The organism is Candidatus Effluviviaceae Genus I sp., assembly GCA_016867725.1.
In the GTDB taxonomy this organism is placed as follows: Bacteria; Joyebacterota; Joyebacteria; order Joyebacterales; family Joyebacteraceae; genus VGIX01.
On sequence record VGIX01000004.1, the window covers coordinates 85,592 to 106,132 of the forward strand.

Sequence of the window (20,541 nt, forward strand, 5' to 3'; positions counted from 1 at the left end):
CGTGCGCCTGAGCTCCCTCGGCGACATCGTCCTCACGGAGCCCGTGGTCGCCGCGCTCCACGGAGCCGACCCCCGGCGCGAGATCGGCTTCGCCGTCAAGGCGGAGTTCCGCGATCTTGTCGCCGGCGACCCGCGCGTCTCCGCCGTTCACGCCCTTCGGGGCAGCGCGATCGGCGACCTCGCGGCGCTCTGCGGCGACGTGCGCCGGAGGCGCTACTCCGCCGTGATCGACCTCCACGCGAACGCGAGGAGCGCGGTGATCGCGCGCTCGTCCGGGGCGCCGCTCGTCAGCGTGTACCGCAAGCGGGAACCGGCCGAGTGGTGGCGCGTCCGCGTCGCGCGCAGGCCGTTCCGCGCGTCGGCGAGGACGGTGGACCGCTACCTGGCGGCGCTTCGGCGGCTCGGCATCGCGGCGGTCCCCGCGCGACCGCGGCTCCACATGCCTCCCGGGCAGGAGGAGTGGGCGGACGGCTTCCTGGCTGGGCGCGGTCTTCGGGCGCGCGACTTCGTGGCGATGGCCCCCGGGGCGGTGTGGGCCACGAAGCGGTGGCCCGCAGAGCGCTACGGGGAGGTCGTTCGCGAGCTCTTCCTGAGCACGGGTCTGCCGACGGCGCTCGTGGGAAGCGCGTCCGAGCGAGGGGCGTGCGACGCCGTGATCGAGGCGGCCGGGGCGTCGTCGAAGGCGACGAACGCGGCGGGCGAGGCGACGCTCGGCGGGACCGTCGCGGCGATCTCGCAGGCGGCGCTCTTCGTGGGGAACGACAGCGGGCTCACGCACGCCGCGGTGGCGCTCGGGGTGCCGACCGTCGCGCTCTTCGGTCCGACCGACCCGGGGCAGTTCGACTTCGAGGGGCACGCGGTGGTCTACGCCGACCTCGCCTGCAGCGCGTGCTCGTTCTTCGGCGGCGAGCGGTGCCCGCTCGGTCACTGGGACTGCATGCGGCTCATCACGCCGGACGCCGTCCTCGCGTCCGCGCGAGGCGTTCTGGCGCGCGCGGGAGGGCCGCGGTGAGGTGCATCGTCATCCAGACGGCCTTCCTCGGCGACGCGCTCCTGACGCTTCCGCTCCTCGATCTCCTCAGGCGGTCGCCCGCCATCGAGTGGGTGGGTGTTCTCGCGGCGCCCGCCGGCGCGGAGGTCGTGAGACTCGCGGCCGCGGCGGACCGTGTCATCGAGTGGGACAAGCGCGCGGGTCGCGGGCCGGCCGGGACGGCGCGCGTCGTGCGCGCGCTGCGCGAGTGCCGCGCGGACGCGGCGCTCGTCCCGCACCGCTCGTTCCGGAGCGCGCTTCTTCCTCTTCTCGCGGGCGTTCGCACGCGGGTGGGGTTCGACGAGAGCGGAGGTCGCCTGCTTCTCACGGAGACGGTCCGCTACCGGGAGCGGGCGCACGAGGTCGAGAGGATCGCGATCCTCGCGGCGCGCGTGGGCGTCGAGGTTCCGGGCGGCCGCGTGCCGTACGCGCTCCGCGCGCGGAGCGAGGACCGGGACGCCGTTGAGCGGTTCCTCGGTGGCGCCGACGTCGGGCCGAGCACGCCGCTCCTCCTTGTCGCGCCGGGGAGCCGGTGGGCGACCAAACGGTGGCTCCCGGAGCGGTTCGCCGCGGCGGCGCGGGCGCTCGCCCGCGACCTCGGCGCCGCGATCGCGATCGCCGGCGGCCCGGGCGACGCCGCCCCGGGCCGCGCGGTCGCCGCCGCGCTTCCGGAGCCGCCCGTGGATGCCGTCGGGCGGCTGAGCGTCGGGGAGTGGATCGCGATCACCGAGCGGGCGGCGATCGTCCTGTCCAACGACTCGGCCGCGGCGCACGCGGCGGCGGGCCTGGGGACGCCGGTCGTCGCGGTGTTCGGACCGACCGTGCCCGCGATGGGGTTCTCGCCGTACTCGGACCGGGCCGCCGTGCTCGGAGCCGGCGTGGACTGCAGGCCGTGCGGACGGCACGGTCATGCCGTGTGTCCGCTCGGGCACCACGCGTGCATGACGGAGATCTCGGCGGACGCCGTTCTGGCCGCCGCCCGGGGGCTCCTCGCCGGGAGTCGGCCCTCATGAGGTCGCTCGTTCTCACGGACTCCACGATCTGGACGGCCGAGACGGAGTACGCCGTGTCGGTCGCGCGCGCCGAGGCGCTCGCCGGCGGCGACGTGACGTTCGCCTCGCCCGGCGCGCGGTTCGCCCGGGGGATCGACGGCGTGCGGGCGGTGGCGCTCCCGGAGGGCGTCCCGTCGCGGTCGCCCGTGGACTTCGTCGTCGGAGCGCGCTGGCTGTCGAACCTGGCGCGCCGAGAGGCGTTCGACGTGCTGCACTCGGCGCGCGCGACCGCGCACCTCATGGCGGCGTGCGGGGCCGGGCGGGCGTGCCCGATCGTCCACCTGCGCGGAACCGCCACGCCGCCCAGGGCGCACGCGGGGAACCGCTTCCTCTATCGGCGTCTGACGAGGGCCGTTGTGACGTCGTCCTCCCCCGTGATGCGTGCGGTCGTGGAGCGGCTGCGCGTCCCGCCCGCCCGCGTGCACCGGCTGCTGGCGCCGGTGGACACGGCGGTCTTCCGCCCGCGGGAGCGCGACGAGGCGCTTGCCTCGTCGCTCGGCGTGCCGACCGGAGCGAAGGTCGTGATGAACGTCGCGAGGCTCGCTCCGGTGAAGGGGCACGAGACGCTCCTCCGCGCGTGGGCGGCCGTCGCGCGAGCGCACCCGCACGCTGCGCTCGTGCTCGTGGGCGAGCCGTGGTCGGGTCAGCCGGAGGGGCTCATGGCGCTGGCGCGCTCCCTGGGCATCGAGTCCTCCGTCGCGTTCGCGGGGCGCCGCGAGGACGTGCCCGAGCTGCTCGGCGTCGCGGACGTCTGCGCGTTGTCGTCGGTCGGGAGCGAGGAGAACTCGCGCGCGGTGAGCGAGTACATGGCGGCCGGGCGGCCGGTCGTCGCCACGGCCGTCGGGGTCGTGCCGGAGCTCGTGGAGGACGGCCGCAGCGGCCTGCTCGTGACGCCGGGGGACAGCGGGGCGCTCGCCGCGGCCCTGTCGAGTGTCCTCGCCGATCCCGAGCTCGCGACGCGGATGGGCTCCGAGGGGCGCAGGCTGGCGGTCGAGCGTTTCTCGCCCGAGGCGTTCTCGGCAGGTCTGAGGGCCGCTCTGAGGGCGGCCGGGGTCGTCGCGTGAGGATCCTCTTTGCGAACTCGATGAGGGCGTTCGGGGGCGGCGAGCGCTGGGTGCTCGAGGCCGCCGACGGCCTGCGCGCGCGGGGGCACGACGTCTGCGCGGCGGCGAGGGCGGGCGGCGCGCTCGCGAGGCTGATGAGGGACGGCGGCCACGCCGTGCTGGAGCTCCCGATGTCGGGCGATCTCGATGTCGTGTCCGTCGGCAGGCTGGCCGCGTGGATGAGGCGCCGCCGCGCGGAACTCGTGTGCGTGGGGATCGAGCGGGCCGTGAGGCTGTCGTGCGCGGCGGCGAAGCTCGCGCGCGTGCGCGCCGTGGTCGAGCGGCGCGGTCTGGCGCTGCCCGTGCGACCGACGGCGCTCAACCGTGCCGTCTACGGCGCGTGCGTGACGCGCGTGGTCGTCAACTGCCGCGCGCTCGTCGAGGACGTGTCGGCCTTCGTGCCGGCCTCTCGGATCACCGTCATCCCCAACGGGATCGACCCGTCGAGGTTGACGCGGGGAGCCGGCGCCGTCTTCCGGAGCCGGTTCGGCATCCCGGAACGCGCACCCGTGCTCGCCGTCGTCGCGAGGCTCACAGCGGACAAGGGGCACCGGGAAGCGCTTGCGGCGTTCCGTGAGATCCGCGCCAGGGTCCCGGCCGCGAGGCTCCTCATCGTCGGGTCCGGCTCGCTCGAAGCGGAGCTGAGACGCGAGGCGTCGGCGCACCCCGACGGGTCCGTCGTGTTCGCAGGCCACGTCGAGGACGTCGGCCCCGCGATGGAGGCATCGCAGGTCGTGCTCGTGAGCAGCCGCAGGGAGGGCATGCCGCACGTCGTGCTCGAGGCGATGGCGCTCGGCACGCCGGTCGTGGCGACGTCCGTCGCGGGCATTCCCGAGATGATCGAAGACGGACGAGACGGCCTGCTCGTTGACCCGGGGGCACCGGACGCGCTTGCGGCGGCGGCGCTGAGGGTCCTCGGCGACCCGGCGCTGGCCCGGGACCTTGCCGCCCGCGCGAAGCGGCGCGTCGCGACGGAGTTCACGCTCGACGCCATGCTCGACAGGACCGAGGCGTGCTTCCGCGACGAGATCGTCCGTCGCGGAGGGGGAGGGCGCCCGGCGTGAGACCACGGCGCTTCCATCCTGAGAGCGTCTCGGCGGTGCTGCTCATCCGGCTCTACTTCATCGGCGACGTGCTCCTCTCAACGCCCGTGATGAACGCGCTCAAGACGGCCTTTCCGACGGCCCGTCTCTCCGTCCTGGTCAAGCGGCGCGCCACGCCGGTGCTGGAGGGCAACCCGTTCGTCGACGAGATCATCGAGTACGACGCCGTGCCGCGCTACCACAGCCCCGTGTGGCTCGCCTCGCTGGCCGCGAAGCTGCGGCGCGCGCGGTACGATCTCGCCGTGGACCTGACGGGGGACCTGAGAAGCAGCTGGCTCCTTGCGGCCGCGGACCCGGGCTTCCGCGCGGGATTCAACCACGCCGGGTGCGGCTTCCTTCTGGACCGCTCGATCCCGTACCGCGCGCAGGGTCACGTCGTGGACCACCTCCTCGACGCCGTCCGGCCGCTCGGAGCGGTTCCGTCCGACCCCGTGCCGCGGATGTACGTCGCGGACGAGGAGCGCACGCGGGCGCGCGCCGTCCTCGCGAGCGTCGGCGTCGTTGCGCGCGCGCCCTTCCTCGCGCTCTCGCCGGGCGCCGGCTGGGAGTCGCGGCGGTGGCCGGCGGCGCGGTTCGGGGCCCTGGCGCGCCTCGCCCATGAGCGGCACGGCATGCCGAGCGTCGTGACGGGTTCGCCGTCGGACGCGGCGCTCGCGGACGCCGTCGCGCGCGCGTCGGGCGGCGCCGCGGTGAGCGTCGCGGGCGCGGCCGACCTGCGCGTCTTCGCGGCGCTCGTCGGCCAGGCGCGCGCGTTCGTGGGCAACGACAGCGGGCCGATGCACGTCGCGGCGTCGCAGGGCACGCCGGTCGTCGCCCTCTTCGGCCCCGGCACGCCGGAGCGATTCGGGCCGCGGGGCGCGCCGTCGCGCGTCCTCTGGCCGCGCTACGCGTGCAGTCCGTGCTCGAGGCGGCGATGCGGGCGCCGGGACGGCTGGTGCATGGAGTCCATCTCCGTCGAGCGGGCAGGCGCCGCGCTCGACGAGCTACTCGCGGAGACGGAAGCATGAACGACGCGCGCCAGCCCGACGTGGTCTGTCTGTCGTCCAACGACTGGACGGCGCTTCCGACCAGCAAGCATCACCTCATGTCCGTTCTCTCGAGGCGTGGACGCGTGCTCTACGTGGACCCCCCCATGGACCTCGCGTCGGTCCTCGGGCGCGCAAGGAGATGGCCCAAGCTCCGGCGGCTGCGGCAGGTCGAGGGCGGGCTGTGGGTGCTCTCGGACATCTCCCTCGTGCACCCGCCCTCTCCCCGCGCCCGCGCCGAGCGCTGCCGGCGGGCGGCCGCGCGGATCGAAGGCGCGGCGCGGCGATGCGGTCTCTCGCCTCCGGTCGTGTGGGCGTTCTCGCCGGAGCACGCGGCATGCAAGGGGCTGCTGGGGGAGCGGTTGCTCGTCTACCACGCCGCCGACGACCCGGCCTCCATGAGCAGGCACCCCGAGGAGACCGCCGCGCTCGAAGAGAGCATGCTCGATGCGTGCGACCTCGTCTTCGTGTCCTCTCAGGCGCTCCTCGAGGCGCGGGGTGGCAGGGCGCCGACGCACCGTTTGCCGAACGCCGCCGACCGGGCGCACTACGCGCGAGTGCTGTGCGGCGATCCTGCGGCGACGGCGGATGCGCTCGCATCGGCCGCGGCCAGGCCGGGAGTTCGGCCGCGCGGGCTTCCGCCCGCCGGCCGGCCGGTCGTGATGTACGGAGGGGCCGCGTACGGATGGTTCGACTGGGATCTTCTGCTTCGCGTTGCGGCGATGCGACAGGACTGGGCGTTCGTGCTCGTCGGCCCCGTGTCGGCCCGCGTGCGGCCCGGCGCGCTTTCGCGGAACGTGCTGCTCGCCGGGCGGAGGCCGTACGAGGAGTTCCCGTGGCACGTTGCGGCGGCGAGCGCCATGATCCTGCCGTGGCGCGACGGCCCGTTCTCGCGGCACGCCGATCCGATCGTGCTGTACGAAGCGCTCTTGTGCGGGAAGCCCGTCGTCACGACGCCGTTCCCGGCCGCCCTGGAGCGGGGCGGGCTGGTGCGGACGGCGGCGGGCCCGGAGGCGTTCGCCGCCGCGCTGGACGCGGCGGTCGCGGAGCCGCCTGGCGAGGGTCCGGCAGCGGAGAGGGTGCGGTTCGGGTTCGGCAACACCTGGGAGCATCGCGCGGCGGCGGCGCTGGCGATCATCGGATCGGCGCTCGCGAGTCGCCGGCGCCGTGGACCGACTCGCAACGGCGGCTCGTAGGGAGCGCCGACCTGCGGAACCAGGAGGCGCGGAGGCGCGCCGTCCGGATGTGGCGCGGCTGCGGGGTTTGTGGTATTGGATTGGTGCGTTCTGCCGCGCCGGCGGGGCGCCGGGGAGGGCGGTCGGCGCAGGGTCGGCGCGTCGGAGGTCGGTGCGGGCGCGCCCCGGGCGGCGCGGCCGGGAAGGACGGGAGGCAGGGAGCATGGCGGGTCGTCCCGCGGTCTTTCTCGACAGGGACGGTACCATCACGGTCGAGCGCGGGCACGTGACGCGGCCCGAGGACCTCGAGTTGCTCGCGGGCGCGGCCGAGGCGATCCGAGCCCTGAACGAGGCGGGTGTCCTCGCGGTGCTCGTCAGCAACCAGTCGGGCGTGGCGCGGGGGCTCATGACCGAAGACGATCTCTCGGTCGTTCACAGCAGACTCGAGGGCCTGCTGCATGAGCGCGGCGCGCGCCTGGACGCGGCGTACTACTGCCCGCACTTCCGCGGCGGCAGCGTGGAGCGATACACGCGGGATGAGTCGTGCAGGAAGCCCGCCGTCGGGATGGTCGAACGGGCGGCGAGGGAGCACGGGATCGACCTCTCGGCAAGCTACGTGATCGGCGACGCCCTGACGGACATCGCACTGGCGCAGCGCGCCGGGATGCTCGGCGTGCTCGTGCTGACGGGCAAGGGCGAGACGGAGCTGCGCGCGGCAGGCGAGCGCGGGATCGTCGTGGAGCGCACCGCCGGAGATCTGCGCGCGGCCGTGGAGTGGGCGCTCGCGGACTTTCGGGCGAGGAGGGATGGAGGCGCGCATGCCGGCTGAGAGCCGCCGGAGCGCGGCGGTCATCCGCGCGGTGCTCTGCGTCACCGCCGTCCTTGCGGCGCTGCTCCGGCACGTGCCGACCCGAGTCCCCGACGCGCTGGCATCCCCATACTCAGCGATCGGGCCGTCCGGCCAGGTCGCGGAGCCGCCGTTCGGAGCGGGGGAGAGGCTCACCTTCGAGATCAAGTACGGCTTCGTCACCGCCGGCACGGCCGTCATGAGCATCCCCTCGATCGTGAGGGAGCGCGGCCATCCGTGCTACCACATCGTGTCGATCGCCGAGTCGAATCCCGTCTTCGCGGCGTTCTTCACCGTCCGCGATGTGGCCGAGTCGTTCCTCGACGTCAGGCGGCTCGTGCCGCTCCGGTTCCAGAAGCAGATCAGGGAGGGCGACTTCCGTTCGGAAGACCAGGTGATCTTCGACCGAGACAGGCAGGTCGCGCTCTACCCCAGAAAGGGCCACGTCGTCCCCCTGTCGTACGAGGCGCAGGACATCCTCTCGTCGCTCTACTACGTCCGCATGATGGACCTCCGGGTCGGGAGGTCCGTGTACATCGAGAACCACGCGGACAGGAAGAACTACCCGCTCGAGATCCGCGTGCTGCGGGAGGAGCGCGTGAAGGTGCCGGCGGGCGCTTTCGACTGCATCGTCGTCGAGCCCGTCATGCGGACGACGGGCCTGTTCCGCCACAAGGGCAAGCTCACGGTGTGGCTCACGAAGGACCCCTTGCACGTCCCCGTGCTGATGAAGAGCAAGGTCGCGATCGGGTCCATCTCGGCCGTGCTCACGAAACTGGAGCCCGCCGTCGGTCGGCGGGTCGCGGGGTAGGAGGTCGCATGTCGTCTCGCTTCCGTGAGGTGGACCTGCGCAAGCTCAGGGTGGTGTCGATCGAGGAACGGGGTGGCACCGTCACCGTGGACCGCTTCGCGACGCCGCACGCCGTTGAGGCGGCCGTGGACGGGTTCCTGGAGAGCGTGCCCGACCTCTTCGCCGGGCGCGAGTTCCGGCAGGTGGCGGCCGCGGTCGTGAACGCGGCGCGGGCGAGACGGCCCGTCGTCGTGATGTTCGGCGCGCACTTCGTGAAGTGCGGGCTCTCGAGGCTGCTCATCGACCTCATGGAGCGCGGCGTCGTCACGGCGCTCGCCACGAACGGGGCGGGCGCCATCCACGACGCCGAGATCGCCATGTGGGGGAAGACGTCCGAAGACGTCCGAGATGGGCTCACCTCGGGGCTCTTTGGCGCGTGCCGCGAGACGGCCGAGCTCCTGAACGGAGCGGTCGCCCGCGGGAGTCGGGAGGGCCGGGGGTTCGGCGAGAGCGTCGGCTCGCGGCTCGCGGACGCCGGCACGCCGCATCGGGACGCGAGCATCGCGGCGCGCGCGCACGAGCTGGGCATTCCGTTGACGGTGCACGTGGCGCTCGGCACGGACATCGTCCACGAGCACGCGTCGGCCGACGGCGCGGCGATCGGGGAGACCAGCCTCAGGGACTTCCGGATCCTCGCGGACGTGGTGTGCGGTCTGGACGGCGGGGTCGTGCTGAACGTCGGGTCGGCGGTCGTGCTTCCCGAGGTCTTCCTCAAGGCGCTCGCCGTCGCCCGCAACCTCGGCCGCGCGCGCGGCCCGTTCACCACGGTGAGCCTCGATATGAACGAGCCGTACAGGGCGGGCGAGAACGTCGTGCGGAGACCGACAGCGGAACTTGGTATGGGTATTGCACTTAGAGGGCATCACGAGATCCTCTTCCCGGCGCTCTGGTGCGCGATCGTGCGCGGGCTGGGCGGAGGCGCCCGGGATGGTCGTTGACAGAGGAGACACTTTGTGATAGACTATCATTGAGTCAGGGAACGGGCATCCACGCGGAACGAGAGCGAAGGGACTCACATAGCGCCATTGCTAAGGGTTCGGGCTCGAGTCTGACAGCGCTTTGAGAGGACTGCGGTTTCGGACGCGCCGAGGCGGACGAAGCCGCGCTGGCAGCAGACCCGGGCGCACCCTTGGCGAAGGCGGCAGGCAGAACGGTACGCCGGGTGCGACCTGAGGTCGACACCCGGCTCGCGTTTGTGGTGGCGCCTCGCAGGCGAGGTTCAGGAGAGGGGGAGCGCGCTCTTGTACTTCGTGGACGAACGGTTCGGGTACGGAGCGGTCGAGGGCTTTGCAGCGAGACCGGTCGACCGTTCGGGAGTCGTGCGCGGCGTGATGTACCGCAGACTCGTCAAGCGGCCGCTGGATGCTGTCGGGAGTCTCGTCGGTCTCGTGCTGCTCTCGCCGTTGTTCCTCGTCGTCGCCCTCCTGATCAAGGCCGACTCCCGCGGCCCGGTGTTCTTCCGGCAGCAGCGCGTGGGCAAGGGCGGATCTTCCTTCGACTTCTACAAGTTCAGGTCAATGGTGCAGAACGCCGAGGAGATGAAGAAGCGGCTGCTGCACCTGAACGAGGTGGACGGTCCAGCCTTCAAGATCTCGGACGACCCGAGAGTCACCCGTCTGGGGAGATTCCTGCGCCGCACCAGCATCGACGAGCTGCCTCAGTTGTGGAACGTCCTGCGCGGCGACATGAGCTTCGTGGGTCCGCGTCCGCCGCTGCCATGCGAGGTCGAGCACTACGAAGCATGGCAGAGGGAGAAGCTGAAGGTCCTTCCCGGCATCACGTGCCTCTGGCAGATCAGCGGGCGCAGCCACATCGGGTTCACTGAGTGGATGCGTCTGGACATCGAGTACATCAGGAAGCAGTCCCTCGGGCTTGACCTCAAGATCCTGGCCCGGACCCTTCCCGCTGTGATGTCGCGGAGAGGCGCCTACTGACGTCGACGCGGGGCAGCGGCCCCGGCCCCTCAGATGATCCGGCAGCGCTCGCCGTCAAGAACCCTCACTCGCAGGGCGGCGCTGCCGGATCGGTGCGTTCAGGGGGTGCGACTGCCGGGTTGACAGAGCGCGGGGCGTTGACTACTCTTCCCCGGCGGCACCGTGTGAGCCCCGTCGGCTCATGATCGAGACGGCCGAAGCGGAGCTTGGGCGGTGGCGAGGTGTGACCTGGCGCGAGAGCACTCCACACGAGCCGACGGCGGCGCGCGCAGCGCCGGATGGGTGCTGCTGGCGCTCGTGTTCCTCGCCTTCCTGCTGCGCTTCTACCGCATCGGGCACCAGAGCCTCTGGGTGGACGAGCTCCTCACGCTGCAGGCGGCCGAGATCGGCGGGGAGATGACAGCCCGGACGTTCTTCGGGAACGTCCAGGGGCCGCTCCACGCGCTGCTGGTTCACCTCGTCGGACGGCTTTCGCTCAGCGAGGCGGCACTGAGAAGCGTGTCCGCCGTGGCGAGCGCCTCGACCGTTCCGGTGCTGTATCTGCTGGGGGCGGAGCTCGCGGGGCGCCGGAGCGGCCTCATCGCCGCCGCGCTCGGCACGCTGTCCCCCTTCAGCGTGTGGTACGGCCAGGAGGTGAGGAACTACGCGCTGCTCGTGTTCTTCGCGGCCGTGTCGACGCTCCTTCTTGCGAGACTGGTCTCGGGGCGAAGCCGCTCGTGGTCGGGCTACGTCGCCAGCGCTGTCCTGGCCGGGTACTGCAATCTCGCGGCGCTCTTCCTTCTCCTTGCGCACGGCATCTGCGCCGCGGCGCGGGCGGTGGGGGACCGGCGGTTCGCGCGGCGCTGGGTCGTCGCGTCGGTCGTGATCATCGCCCTGCTCGCGCCCGTGGCATGGGGGCTCGCGAAGTGGGCTCGGGAGGACGGTGTGGGCGGGCGCGTGGCGCTCGCGCCCGCGGCCGAAAGAGGCGAGCTGCTCAGGGGAGAGACGACCTTCACGCCGCTTGCTGTGCCGTACACGCTGTACTCGCTGGTGTACGGGTATTCCCTGGGTCCGACTCCGGTCGAGCTGCATACGCGGCCGCCGCTCGATGCGTTCCTCGAGCGGTGGTGGCTCGTCGCGCCGGCCGGGGTCGTTGCGGGACTGGCGGCGCTTCTCGGCCTGCGGGCGCTCGCCGACGACCGGCGGGCTCTGGGACTGACGCTCGCAGTGACGCTCGTTCCGCTTGCTGGGGCCTGTGTGCTTGCGCTGGCGAACGTGAAGCCCTTCAACCCGCGGTACGTGTCCGTGGCGCTGCCGGCGCTCCTCGTGCTCTGCGGAGCAGGGGTCGGTCTGCTGAGGCGCTCCCCGGCGGCGATCGTCGGGGGGCTCATGGCGATCTTCTCTCTGGTCGCGCTGGGGAACTACTACGGGCGCCCTGACTACTGGCGGGAAGACGTCCGCGGCGCGGCGAAGCACGTGGAGGCGAACGAGGAACCCGGGGACGTCGTTCTCATCCCGGTCATCAGGGACGTCTTCGAGTTCTACTACCGGGGTTCGGCCCCGCGCTTCCTGCTCTATCCGGGCCAGGCATCGTCGGATGCCGAGGTGGCCACGAGGATCGAGGACGGCGTGCGCGGCCACGAGCGGCTCTGGTTCGTGGAGGCGCGGCCGTGGCGGACAGACCCCGAGGGGCGCATCCCTGCGTTTCTCAACGAGCGCTATCGGCTGGTCGAGGAGCTGCGGCTGCCCGGGGCGAAGGTGAGCCTGTACGATCTCACGGGCAGTCCGGGATGAACGCTGCGGCGTCAGCCTTGGTGCTGGGGCACAATGGCTGAGGGGCGTTCGGCTTGACTTGGCAGCTGCCGCTATTCCGCGCCTCGTGCGGACCCCGCTATCGGACGGCCGTGGCACGGGTTATGCTGTTCGTGGGGCTCGGGTCGCGCTGCCGAGCCGGGTGTGGTCGGCCGCGCAAGGGGGAACACACCTCATGGCACGAGTTGTGAGGGCCGGCGCCTTGGCGCTTGCCGGCGCCGTGATGCTCATGGCGCCGGGATGCAGCCCGCGCCCGACCGTGCGGGCGGCGCCGCCCGTGGTCGAGACCGCGGGCACCGGAGCGGCCGCGTATCGGCTGCGCCCGGGCGACGCGGTGTGGATCGACTTCCTCACCGACGCCAGCATGAGCCTTGAGGTGCCCGTGACGCCCGCGGGCACGATCACGCTGCCGCTCGCCGGTGATCTCAAGGCGGTGGAGAAGACAACCGAGGAGCTCGCGGCGGACATCAGGGAACACATGTCCCCTTACCTCATCGACCCCGCTGTCTCGGTCGTGGTGAAGGAGCTGGGTGCGAGACCTGTGTTCGTGATCGGCGAGGTGAGGTCGCCGGGTAGGGTGGCCTCGACCGAGCCGCTCACGGTCACGCGCGCCATCGCGGCGGTGGGCGGCCTGCTCCCCACCGCTCAGCCCAGGAGCATCATGATCCTGCGCAGCGAGGGCGTGGCGGAGCCGACGGCCTACAAGGTCGACCTGACCCTGGTGCTTTCAGGCAAGGATCTTACGCACGACGTGGAGCTCGTGCCGAACGACGTCGTCTACGTCTCGCAGTCCCTCATCGGCGACGTCGGTGAGTTCGTCTCTCTCTTCTTCGAGAGCATCCTGCCGGCGCAGCTCTTCTACCTCCGTGGGTACGACATCGTGAATCCGGAGAGGCGAGGCCTGTGGTAGCGCGAGGGCAAGCAGAGACCGCTGGGCGTCCGGAGACCGGGGCATCTGCGATGCCCCAGGCGACGGCGTCCCTTGTTCGCGACCTGGTCTTCATCGTCTTCAAGCGGAAGGTGCCCCTCCTGGGTCTCCTGCTCGTTGGCACGGCGATCCTCCTCTACGGTGCGGCCACCGGAGAGCCCGAGTATGAGGCGAGCGCGCGCGTGTTCGTCAAGCGCCAGCCCGCCGGATACCAGATGCCGGCGGAGTCTCAGCACGTGCTCAGGCGCATCGAGGTCGTGAACTCGGAGATCCAGATCGTCACGAGCGCGGCGGTCGCGGCGGAGGTCGTGGACCGGGTCGGGCTGGCGAGTGCGGAAGACCGTGCTCTCGTCGTCGAACGGCTTCAGAAGAGAATCAAGGCCGAGTCGCCTACGGAGTCCGACATCATCAACATCCGATACCGTCACAAGGACCCGGAGATGGCGGCGCGCGTTGTCAACGCCGTTCTCGATGCGTACCTCGACATCCGGCGGAGCGTCGCATACAACGCCGAAGCTGCGGACTTCCTGAACCACCAGGCGGGGGTCGTCAAGGCGGAACTCGACTCCATCGCAGACGAGATCGCCAAGCTGGGCGGGGAGAAGTGGCAGCTGACAGTGGGCAGGAAGCCCGAGCAGCAGATGGGGCTGGGCGACCGGCTTCTGAACGAGCTCATCACCCTCGACACGAGGATCTCATCGAGGGAGAGGGAACTCGCGATGGTCCGGGAGTGGCTCGATACGACCGATGCCTCGCACGTCCCGACCTACAACACCTACGAGATGCCGACGGTGATCGATGCGAAGCGGAAGCTCCTGGAGATCCAGGAGGAGCTGGCCGAGGCGCGGTCGAAGTACACCGCGGACCACCCCGAGGTGCGTCGTCTGGAGCGGCAGGCTGCGCTCGCCGCCGACGTGCTGCGCGCTGAGGTGGAACAGGCGCACATGCGCCAGAGCGCACAGGTGCAGGAGTGGAAGGCGCAGCGCCGCTCGGCGTTCGACAAGTACCTCGAGCTGCAGGCGCAGAACTCGGAGATCGCCGAGAACGACATGCGCCTCCGCATCCTCGAGCACGAGCTCTCGATCCGCGCGGACCTCTACGCTGTGATCATGGACCGCAGGGAGCAGTATCGCATCACCGCGGCGACGGATCCGGGCCTGATGAACGTCGGCATCGTGTCCCGGGCGGCCGTTCCCGTGGAGCCCGCGGCGCAGGCCGTCAACATGAGATTCGTGTTCGGGCTGTTCACGATCTTCTTCGGGTTCATGCTCGTCATGGCGCTCGAGCGCATGGACCACACGCTCGAGCGACCCGAGGACGTCGAGCGGACCCTGGGGATCAAGGTCCTGGCCTGGATCCCGGAGCGGGAGGCGTAGCCGGCGATGTACACGGCGTTCTACCAGCTGAACGAGCGGCCGTTCGAGCTCACGCCGGACCTCCGGTTCCTCTACCTGTCGCCGAAGCACAGGGAGGCGCTGGCCCACCTCAGCTACGGCGTGGCCGAGCGCAAGGTGTTCGTCCAGCTGACGGGCGAGGTCGGGACCGGCAAGACGCTCATGCTCGACGCGCTGGTCCACGGGCTCGACGCGACGACGCGCGTGGCGAGGATCACGAACACGACGATCTCGAAGATGGACCTCCTCCGCGCGCTCGCCTGGGAGCTCGGGCTGTCCGGCGACGCGCGCACGAAGATGGAGATGCTGAGGGAGATCAGCGAGTGTCTCGCGCGGTGGTCCGCCGACGGGCGGAACGCGGTGTTCGTCATCGACGAGGCGCAGAACCTGGAGCCGCCGGTTCTCGAGGAGATCAGACTCCTGTCGAACCTGAGGTCGCTCGACCGCTCCACGCTGCAGATCGTGCTGGCGGGACAGCCGGAGCTCAGGGCGAAGCTGGAGGACCCGGAGCTCAGGCAGCTTCGGCAGCGCATCGGCATCCGCTACCACCTCGAGCCGCTGTCGCAGGACGAGACGGGCGAGTACATCAGGCACCGCCTGGGCGTGGCCGGCGCCAAGGACGACCGGATCTTCGACGCGAGCGCCATCGAGGCCGTGTACGAGTTCTCGCAGGGCATCCCGCGGATGATCAACATCATCTGCGACAACTCGCTCCTCGCCGGGTACGCCGACGGCAAGCGGTGGATCGGACGGCGGACGGTCCGGGAGACCGTCGAGGCGCTCGAGACGCGCGAACCCGCGCGGACCTCCGGCGGCGATCCGGACGCTGCCCGAACCTAGAAACCCGGGGGCGACGCATGGACGAGTCGAGCAAGATCTCGCGTGCCATCGCGAGGGCGCACGTCGAACAGGGGCTGCCCGCAGAGACATCCGGCGAGGCCCTGGGCCGCGGCGGCGTCTTCGTGCCCACGCGACGGGTGGCCCGGGCGGTCCGCGACGCCGAGCAGTATCACACGCTGGCGGCCGAGATCCGCATCGCGCTCCCGACGATCGACTCCAAGGTGGTCATGTTCACCGGGTCCGTGCAGGGCGAGGGCGCGAGCCTCGTGGCCCGCGAGTTCGCGCAGACGCTCGCGGCCGAGAGCGAGGTGACCACGGTGCTCGTGGACCTCAACTTCCGGGCGCCGTCGGCCGCCGAGGCGTTCCGCGTGCCCCGCGATCCCGGGTTCGTGGACTTCGTTCTGTCCGAGCTCCCGCTGTCGCAGTGCCTCCGTTCCACCGATACGCCCCGGCTGAGCGTGCTCCCGGCGGGACGGCCCGTCGCCTCCCCGGCGCGGGTCCTCGCCGACCCGAGGGTCGAACTCGCCGTCGCCGAGCTGAGACGGCGCTTCGGCTTCGTCGTGATCGACATGGCGCCCATCGTGCCGTTCTCGGAGGGCGTGCAGTTCTCGCGCGCGGTCGACGGCGTCGTGCTGGTGGTCCGCTCCGGCAACACCAAGCGCGAGCTCGTGCAGCGAGCCATGGAGCTGCTCGGCGACGCCGGCGCGAGGGTGCTCGGAACCGTTCTGAACCGACGGAGGTTCTACGTGCCGCGGTTCATCTACGAGCGGCTCTGAGCTCTCTATGAACGGACTTGCACGCAGAACAGGCGAGCTCTACGGGCAGAGCGAGCACGTGCTCGGCCGCTCGTGGCCTCTGTGGGTCGTCGCGCTCGTCTTCTACGCCGGGGCGGCGTTCGTCGTCCTCACCCGGGTCCGCCTGCCCACCCCGCTCCACCTCGTGGTCTTCCTCATGGCGGCCGTCATCCTCCTGCTGACGCTGATCAGGGTCGAGTGGGCGGTCATGGCGTTGGCGCTCATGATCCCGTTCGCCAGGCCGGGATTCACGCTCGGCAGCGCGAAGGCGTTTCACGTGAGCGGATTCAACGTGGCCGTCGCGGGCGTGTGGATCGTCTACACGTTCAGGTACCTTCTCGAGCGCGGGTCCGCCGGTCGGGGCCCTTTCATACGCCGCACGCCGCTTGACCTCCTGATCGGCGCCTTCGTCTTCCTTGTCGCGGCCTCGACCTTCGTCGGGCTTTCGAACATGCAGGACCCGTTCGGGCGCGGCGCGATCCTGCTCACGCTCAAGGAGACGCTCTTCTACTTCGCCTGGCTCTACCTCGTGTGCACGTTGATCCGCAACCCTGTCGATCTCCGGCGCTTCGCGATCTGCTTCGCGATGTCGGGCGTTCTCGTCGCGGTGCTCGGCCTTGCAGCCAGGATGCAGAGCGCGGCCATCTCCCTCGGCGTGTCGGAGGCCGAGGTCGAGGGGGGAGTCGTCGGGGGCCGGACCGAGGGCGGCTGGTTCGGCCTGATTCACCCCAACCTGTTCGGGGCGTTCCTCGCCGTATCGATGCCCCTCTGCTTCTTCGCGGTCGATCACCTCCGACGAGCGCTGCACAGAGCCCTGATCAACGCGGCAACACTCGCTGGCTTCGTCGGGCTCCTCTTCACCTACTCGCGGAGCGCGTGGATCGGCATCCTCGCAGGACTTGCGAGCCAAGCAGCGCTCCATCGGCCGACGCTCCGCCGCATGGCCCAATTCGCTGTGCTTTTTGCCGTGGTCGCCCAGGTCCTTGCCCTCGTCACGACGGGCCATGGATTCGTTGACCTCATCCAGATCCGGTTCGAGCAGCTCCAGCGCAGCGGCTACTCGATGCGACCGATGATCTTCGCGTCGTCGCTCCAGGTGATGAGGCGCAGCCCCCTCGTCGGCGTCGGAGGCGGGGCGTTCTCCCGGTACTCCGCGGAGGCGTGGGAGGGGCAACCGCTCGCGCACGCCCACAACGTCCTCATGACGTTCGCGTGTGAGTTCGGCATTCCGGCCGCGGCCGTCTACACCCTGCTGCTCGTCGTCGTGATCGTGATCGCGTCCAGGAACGTGAAGCGTCTCGTGCGCGTGCCGGGTTACGGCTTCCTTGCGCAAGGGAGTCTGGCGGGGCTCATCGCCGTCTACATGCTCGCCCAGTTCGAGCACGTCTTCTTCAGCCGGGACGTGGGGTACGCGTTCTACGGCGTCGTGGCCATTGTCCTCGTGCTCGAGAGACTCTACAACGAAGGCGCGCTTCCGCCTCGCGCCGACGGCGCCGGCGAGGAGAAGCCCGGGCCCTGGAGGGGAGCATGAGCGCACCCGGGTCGGCCGGCGGGGCGGGCGCACGGAGGGTGGCGTTCTACACCGACGCCCAGGCATGGCCCGGGGGCGCCGAGATGTACCTGACCGGGCTCATGCGATGGCTGAGGTCCGCGGGGTGGGAGCCGTGCCTCTTCGCGTCCGACCGCGCGGAGACGGGGGAGTGGCGGGCCATGCTCGGTGCGGAGGGGTTCGCCGTGACGGCCTTCCGCCCCACGCGCGAGCTCGACGCGCGGGGCGCGGCGGAGGCGGCACGGATGCTCGAGGGCTTCCCCCTGGTCCACTTCAACAAGACGCACCCGAGGACCTGCCTGCCGGCCATCGGCGCCGCGAGGCGCGCCGGCGCGCGGGTCGTCGTGTCAACCGAGCACGTGACGGGCCGCATCAGGTCGCGCTATCCGCTCGGCTCGGCGGTCGCCGCGGCGCTGACGCGCGCCGCCAATCGTTCCCTCGACCGGATCATCGTCGTGTCCGAGGCCAGCAGACGGGAGTACGCGAGGAACTTCCGCTGCGCGCCGGAGCAGCTCGTCGCGATCCGTGGCGGCGTGGATCCCGGGCGGTTCGAGCGGCTTCCCGACCGGGGTGCGGCCCGACGCGGGCTCGGGATCGCGCCGGACGCGACGGTCGTCGTGACGGTCGGACGGCTCTGCGAGGGCAAGGGGCAGGACGCGGCCGTCGAGGCGGTAGCGCTGGCCCGCGGACGGATCGAAGGACTCATGCTCCTGCTCGTCGGCGACGGGCCCGCGCGCGGGAGGCTGGAGGCGCTGGCGCGAGAGCGCGGCGTGTCGGATCGCGTCGTCTTCGCCGGCGCCCGCGGCGACATCGAGACCGTGCTCGCGAGCGCCGACGCGATGATCCTCTCGTCCGAGGCGGAGAGCCTTCCGCTCTCGGTGCTCGAAGCGATGGCGGCCGGGCTCCCTGTGGTTTCTACTGACGTCGGTGGCATCTCTGAGGCCGTTGTGGACCGCGTGACAGGTCGTGTGGTCCCGCGCCGGGACCCGGACGCCCTCGCCGACGCGACGGCCGAGGTGCTCGGCCGGCCGGACCACGGGGCTGCCCTGGGACGGGCCGGGCGCGCGAGGGTGGAGGCCGAGTTCGACGTCCGCCAGAGCTACGCGAAGACGGCCGCCCTGTATGCCGACCTGCTCGCGGCGGCGGAGGCGCGCGGTGCCTAGGCCGCTGAGGATCCTCTGCATCAGCCAGTTCCTGTTCCCCGACAGCTTCGCCGGCGTCGAGCGCGTGGCGCACGAGACGATGAAGCGGCTCGTCGCGCGCGGGCACCGCATCGACATGGTGGGGCTCCGCACGAAGGAGGGAACGCCCGACGTCGAGTCGGTGGACGGGATCACCGTGCGCCGCTTCGGCGACGCGGCGAGGGGGCGGCGGTTCGGCGGGCGCACGGCGGACGCGCTCATCGGGCCGCGGAGGCTCCTTCGGAGGCTCCTCGACGAGAACCGCTACGACGCCGTGCTGCCGCACCACTACTTCCCCTACTACGCCTTCACGCGAGTGAGCCGCCGCAAGGCCGCGCCCGAGATCATGACCTTCCACGCGTCGTTCTGGCAGGAGCTCAGGCTCGAGGGCGCCGACCGCGACATCGGGAAGCCCCTGGAGTCGCTGCTCTTCGGGGGGCTCGCGCGACGCACGGAGCGGGCGTGCCTCAAGCGGGCCGACCGCATCGTGGTGCTCAGCGACTTCTCGAGGGAGCAGCTTCTCAGCCACTACCCGTTCGCGGCCGGGAAGATCCGCAAGATCCCCGGCGGCGTGGACCTCGAGCGGTTCAGGCCGGCGGAGGACCGGGCGGCGCTGCGGCGCGCTCTGTCGCTTCCGGAGGACCGTCCGGTGCTCTTCACGGCGCGGAGGCTCGTGCCGCGCATGGGGCTCGAGAACCTCATCGAGGCCGTCGCATCGGTCAAGGAGTCGTTCCCGCGCGTCCTGCTCGTCGTCGCGGGGCGGGGGAGGCTCGAGGGGGAACTGAGGGCGCTGGCCGCCGCGAAGGGGCTGTCGGACACCGTCTCGTTCGCGGGCTTCGTGGACGACGAGACGCTCGTGCGGCACCACCAGGCGGCCGACCTCTTCGTTCTGCCGTCCATCGCGTTCGAGGGATTCGGGATGGTGACGCTCGAGGCGCTGGCCTGCGGCACGCCGTCGGTGGGGACGCCCATCGGGGCGACGCCCGAGATCCTGAGGCCGCTCGCGCCGCAGCTCGTGCTCGACGGGGCGGAGCCCGTGGCCATCCGGCGCGGGCTCGCCGCCGTGCTCGAGTGGCTGTCGGACCGCGCCGCCGCCGAGCGGCTCAGAGCGCAGTGTCGGGAGTACGTCGCGACGCGGTACGGATGGGACCGCGCGGTGGACGCGCTCGAGGGGCTCCTGCAGGAGGTCGTCGATGCCGACCGGGCGTAGCGCGGAGCGCGCGGCCTGGGTGATCGGCCGTCTCCTGGCCATGAGCCCGGCCGAGGTCGGGCTCCGGGCGGTGAGGTCTGCGAGGACGCTCGGCGCCCGGAGGGCGAGGCCGCGGCCGCAGGCCGAGGTCGTCGCGCGGGCGCGCGCGCTGCGCGGCCTCGACGGGGGCGCCGTCCTCGCGGCGCTCGCCGAGGGGCGCGGCACGGTGCTCGCCGGCGCCCGCGACGAGGCCGCGCTCCGAGCCGCCCTCGGGCGGCTCGGCGTCGCCGAGGGCGACTGCGCGCGCGCCGCCGACGAGGCGCTCGAGGGCTCCGTGCCGGCCTTCGGGTGGACGACGATCGACGCCGGGCGGCCGGTGGACTGGCTGCGCGACCCCGTGACGGGCGCGCAATGGCCTCTCGTCCACTGGGCGGCGTTGGACTACCGCCATCTCCACGAGCTGGGAGACCCGAGGTGTGTGTGGGAGCTCAACCGCTGCCACCATCTCGTGACGATGGGGCGCGCGTTCGCCGTGACGCGGGACGCGAAGTATGGCAGAGCGGTCTGGGACGCGATCGGGTCGTGGATCGCGGCGAATCCGCCGCACTTCGGGATCAACTGGGCGAGTCCTCTCGAGACTGCGATCAGGCTGATTTCGTGGGCCATGGCGCTCGACCTCGTCGGAGCCGAGGGCGGCGACGAGGGGCGCGCCGCGGATCTGGCGGCCAGCGTGTGGTTGCAGGCGCGGCACGTGTC

The 20,541-nt window shown here is 71.6% G+C and carries 19 protein-coding genes; all 19 read left to right on the forward strand.

The features are described 5' to 3' along the window. Nucleotide 1: 1 nt before the first annotated feature. Complete coding sequence (locus FJY74_02470) at nt 2–1,012, forward strand: glycosyltransferase family 9 protein (protein MBM3307171.1); 1,011 nt, start codon at nt 2–4, stop codon at nt 1,010–1,012. Next, nucleotides 1,009–2,043 carry a glycosyltransferase family 9 protein gene (locus tag FJY74_02475; GenBank protein MBM3307172.1) on the forward strand — a complete coding sequence of 345 codons (1,035 nt, stop codon included), beginning with the start codon at nt 1,009–1,011 and terminating at the stop codon, nt 2,041–2,043. Before FJY74_02470 ends, FJY74_02475 begins: the two co-directional genes overlap by 4 nt. Next, on the forward strand, nt 2,040–3,146 hold the full coding sequence (locus FJY74_02480) for a glycosyltransferase (GenBank protein ID MBM3307173.1): 1,107 nt from the start codon (nt 2,040–2,042) through the stop codon (nt 3,144–3,146). The genes FJY74_02475 and FJY74_02480 overlap by 4 nt, the downstream gene beginning before the upstream one ends. Next, nucleotides 3,143–4,249 (forward strand): glycosyltransferase, encoded by a 1,107-nt coding sequence (locus tag FJY74_02485; protein MBM3307174.1) that lies wholly within the window; start codon nt 3,143–3,145, stop codon nt 4,247–4,249. The genes FJY74_02480 and FJY74_02485 overlap by 4 nt, the downstream gene beginning before the upstream one ends. After that, a complete protein-coding gene (gene waaF, locus FJY74_02490; GenBank protein MBM3307175.1) occupies nt 4,246–5,295 on the forward strand; it encodes a lipopolysaccharide heptosyltransferase II in 1,050 nt (349 codons plus the stop codon). The genes FJY74_02485 and waaF overlap by 4 nt, the downstream gene beginning before the upstream one ends. Beyond that, nucleotides 5,292–6,509 carry a glycosyltransferase gene (locus tag FJY74_02495; GenBank protein MBM3307176.1) on the forward strand — a complete coding sequence of 406 codons (1,218 nt, stop codon included), beginning with the start codon at nt 5,292–5,294 and terminating at the stop codon, nt 6,507–6,509. The genes waaF and FJY74_02495 overlap by 4 nt, the downstream gene beginning before the upstream one ends. A gap of 202 nt (nt 6,510–6,711) precedes the next feature. Further along, nucleotides 6,712–7,317 carry an HAD family hydrolase gene (locus tag FJY74_02500; protein ID MBM3307177.1) on the forward strand — a complete coding sequence of 202 codons (606 nt, stop codon included), beginning with the start codon at nt 6,712–6,714 and terminating at the stop codon, nt 7,315–7,317. Continuing rightward, nucleotides 7,307–8,146, forward strand: coding sequence for a DUF3108 domain-containing protein (locus FJY74_02505; GenBank protein MBM3307178.1), 840 nt, complete (start codon nt 7,307–7,309; stop codon nt 8,144–8,146). Before FJY74_02500 ends, FJY74_02505 begins: the two co-directional genes overlap by 11 nt. Nucleotides 8,147–8,154: 8 nt before the next feature. Beyond that, nucleotides 8,155–9,123: a hypothetical protein gene (locus FJY74_02510; GenBank protein MBM3307179.1), complete on the forward strand. Its 969-nt coding sequence runs from the start codon at nt 8,155–8,157 to the stop codon at nt 9,121–9,123. A gap of 393 nt (nt 9,124–9,516) precedes the next feature. After that, a complete protein-coding gene (locus FJY74_02515) occupies nt 9,517–10,119 on the forward strand; it encodes a sugar transferase (GenBank protein MBM3307180.1) in 603 nt (200 codons plus the stop codon). Between the two features lie 213 nt (nt 10,120–10,332). Continuing rightward, entirely contained in the window at nt 10,333–11,892 is a 1,560-nt protein-coding gene (locus FJY74_02520) for a glycosyltransferase family 39 protein (GenBank protein ID MBM3307181.1), read from the forward strand. Between the two features lie 193 nt (nt 11,893–12,085). After that, the gene (locus FJY74_02525) at nt 12,086–12,820 is read left to right on the forward strand and encodes a polysaccharide biosynthesis/export family protein (protein MBM3307182.1); all 735 of its coding nucleotides are present in this window, start codon (nt 12,086–12,088) and stop codon (nt 12,818–12,820) included. 50 nt (nt 12,821–12,870) lie between these two features. Next, on the forward strand, nt 12,871–14,214 hold the full coding sequence (locus tag FJY74_02530) for a hypothetical protein (GenBank protein ID MBM3307183.1): 1,344 nt from the start codon (nt 12,871–12,873) through the stop codon (nt 14,212–14,214). A gap of 6 nt (nt 14,215–14,220) precedes the next feature. Next, nucleotides 14,221–15,072, forward strand: a complete 852-nt coding sequence (locus FJY74_02535; protein MBM3307184.1) for an AAA family ATPase — start codon at nt 14,221–14,223, stop codon at nt 15,070–15,072. 17 nt (nt 15,073–15,089) lie between these two features. Beyond that, nucleotides 15,090–15,848: a CpsD/CapB family tyrosine-protein kinase gene (locus FJY74_02540; GenBank protein ID MBM3307185.1), complete on the forward strand. Its 759-nt coding sequence runs from the start codon at nt 15,090–15,092 to the stop codon at nt 15,846–15,848. A 7-nt stretch (nt 15,849–15,855) separates the two neighbouring features. After that, nucleotides 15,856–17,397 carry an O-antigen ligase family protein gene (locus tag FJY74_02545; GenBank protein ID MBM3307186.1) on the forward strand — a complete coding sequence of 514 codons (1,542 nt, stop codon included), beginning with the start codon at nt 15,856–15,858 and terminating at the stop codon, nt 17,395–17,397. Then, nucleotides 17,394–18,578, forward strand: a complete 1,185-nt coding sequence (locus tag FJY74_02550) for a glycosyltransferase family 4 protein (GenBank protein MBM3307187.1) — start codon at nt 17,394–17,396, stop codon at nt 18,576–18,578. The genes FJY74_02545 and FJY74_02550 overlap by 4 nt, the downstream gene beginning before the upstream one ends. Beyond that, the gene (locus FJY74_02555; protein MBM3307188.1) at nt 18,571–19,806 is read left to right on the forward strand and encodes a glycosyltransferase family 4 protein; all 1,236 of its coding nucleotides are present in this window, start codon (nt 18,571–18,573) and stop codon (nt 19,804–19,806) included. The genes FJY74_02550 and FJY74_02555 overlap by 8 nt, the downstream gene beginning before the upstream one ends. Further along, a partial coding sequence (locus FJY74_02560; protein MBM3307189.1) for a hypothetical protein occupies nt 19,790–20,541 on the forward strand: 752 nt, incomplete at its 3' end. The genes FJY74_02555 and FJY74_02560, both read left to right, overlap by 17 nt.

Coding starts and splice junctions, on each gene's coding strand:
- FJY74_02480 (MBM3307173.1), top strand. CDS start 2,040: ATGAGGTCGCTCGTTCTCACGGACTCCACGATCTGGACGGCCGAGACG.
- FJY74_02495 (MBM3307176.1), top strand. CDS start 5,292: ATGAACGACGCGCGCCAGCCCGACGTGGTCTGTCTGTCGTCCAACGAC.
- FJY74_02500 (MBM3307177.1), top strand. CDS start 6,712: ATGGCGGGTCGTCCCGCGGTCTTTCTCGACAGGGACGGTACCATCACG.
- FJY74_02505 (MBM3307178.1), top strand. CDS start 7,307: ATGCCGGCTGAGAGCCGCCGGAGCGCGGCGGTCATCCGCGCGGTGCTC.
- FJY74_02510 (MBM3307179.1), top strand. CDS start 8,155: ATGTCGTCTCGCTTCCGTGAGGTGGACCTGCGCAAGCTCAGGGTGGTG.
- FJY74_02515 (MBM3307180.1), top strand. CDS start 9,517: ATGTACCGCAGACTCGTCAAGCGGCCGCTGGATGCTGTCGGGAGTCTC.
- FJY74_02525 (MBM3307182.1), top strand. CDS start 12,086: ATGGCACGAGTTGTGAGGGCCGGCGCCTTGGCGCTTGCCGGCGCCGTG.
- FJY74_02530 (MBM3307183.1), top strand. CDS start 12,871: ATGCCCCAGGCGACGGCGTCCCTTGTTCGCGACCTGGTCTTCATCGTC.
- FJY74_02535 (MBM3307184.1), top strand. CDS start 14,221: ATGTACACGGCGTTCTACCAGCTGAACGAGCGGCCGTTCGAGCTCACG.
- FJY74_02540 (MBM3307185.1), top strand. CDS start 15,090: ATGGACGAGTCGAGCAAGATCTCGCGTGCCATCGCGAGGGCGCACGTC.
- FJY74_02545 (MBM3307186.1), top strand. CDS start 15,856: ATGAACGGACTTGCACGCAGAACAGGCGAGCTCTACGGGCAGAGCGAG.
- FJY74_02550 (MBM3307187.1), top strand. CDS start 17,394: ATGAGCGCACCCGGGTCGGCCGGCGGGGCGGGCGCACGGAGGGTGGCG.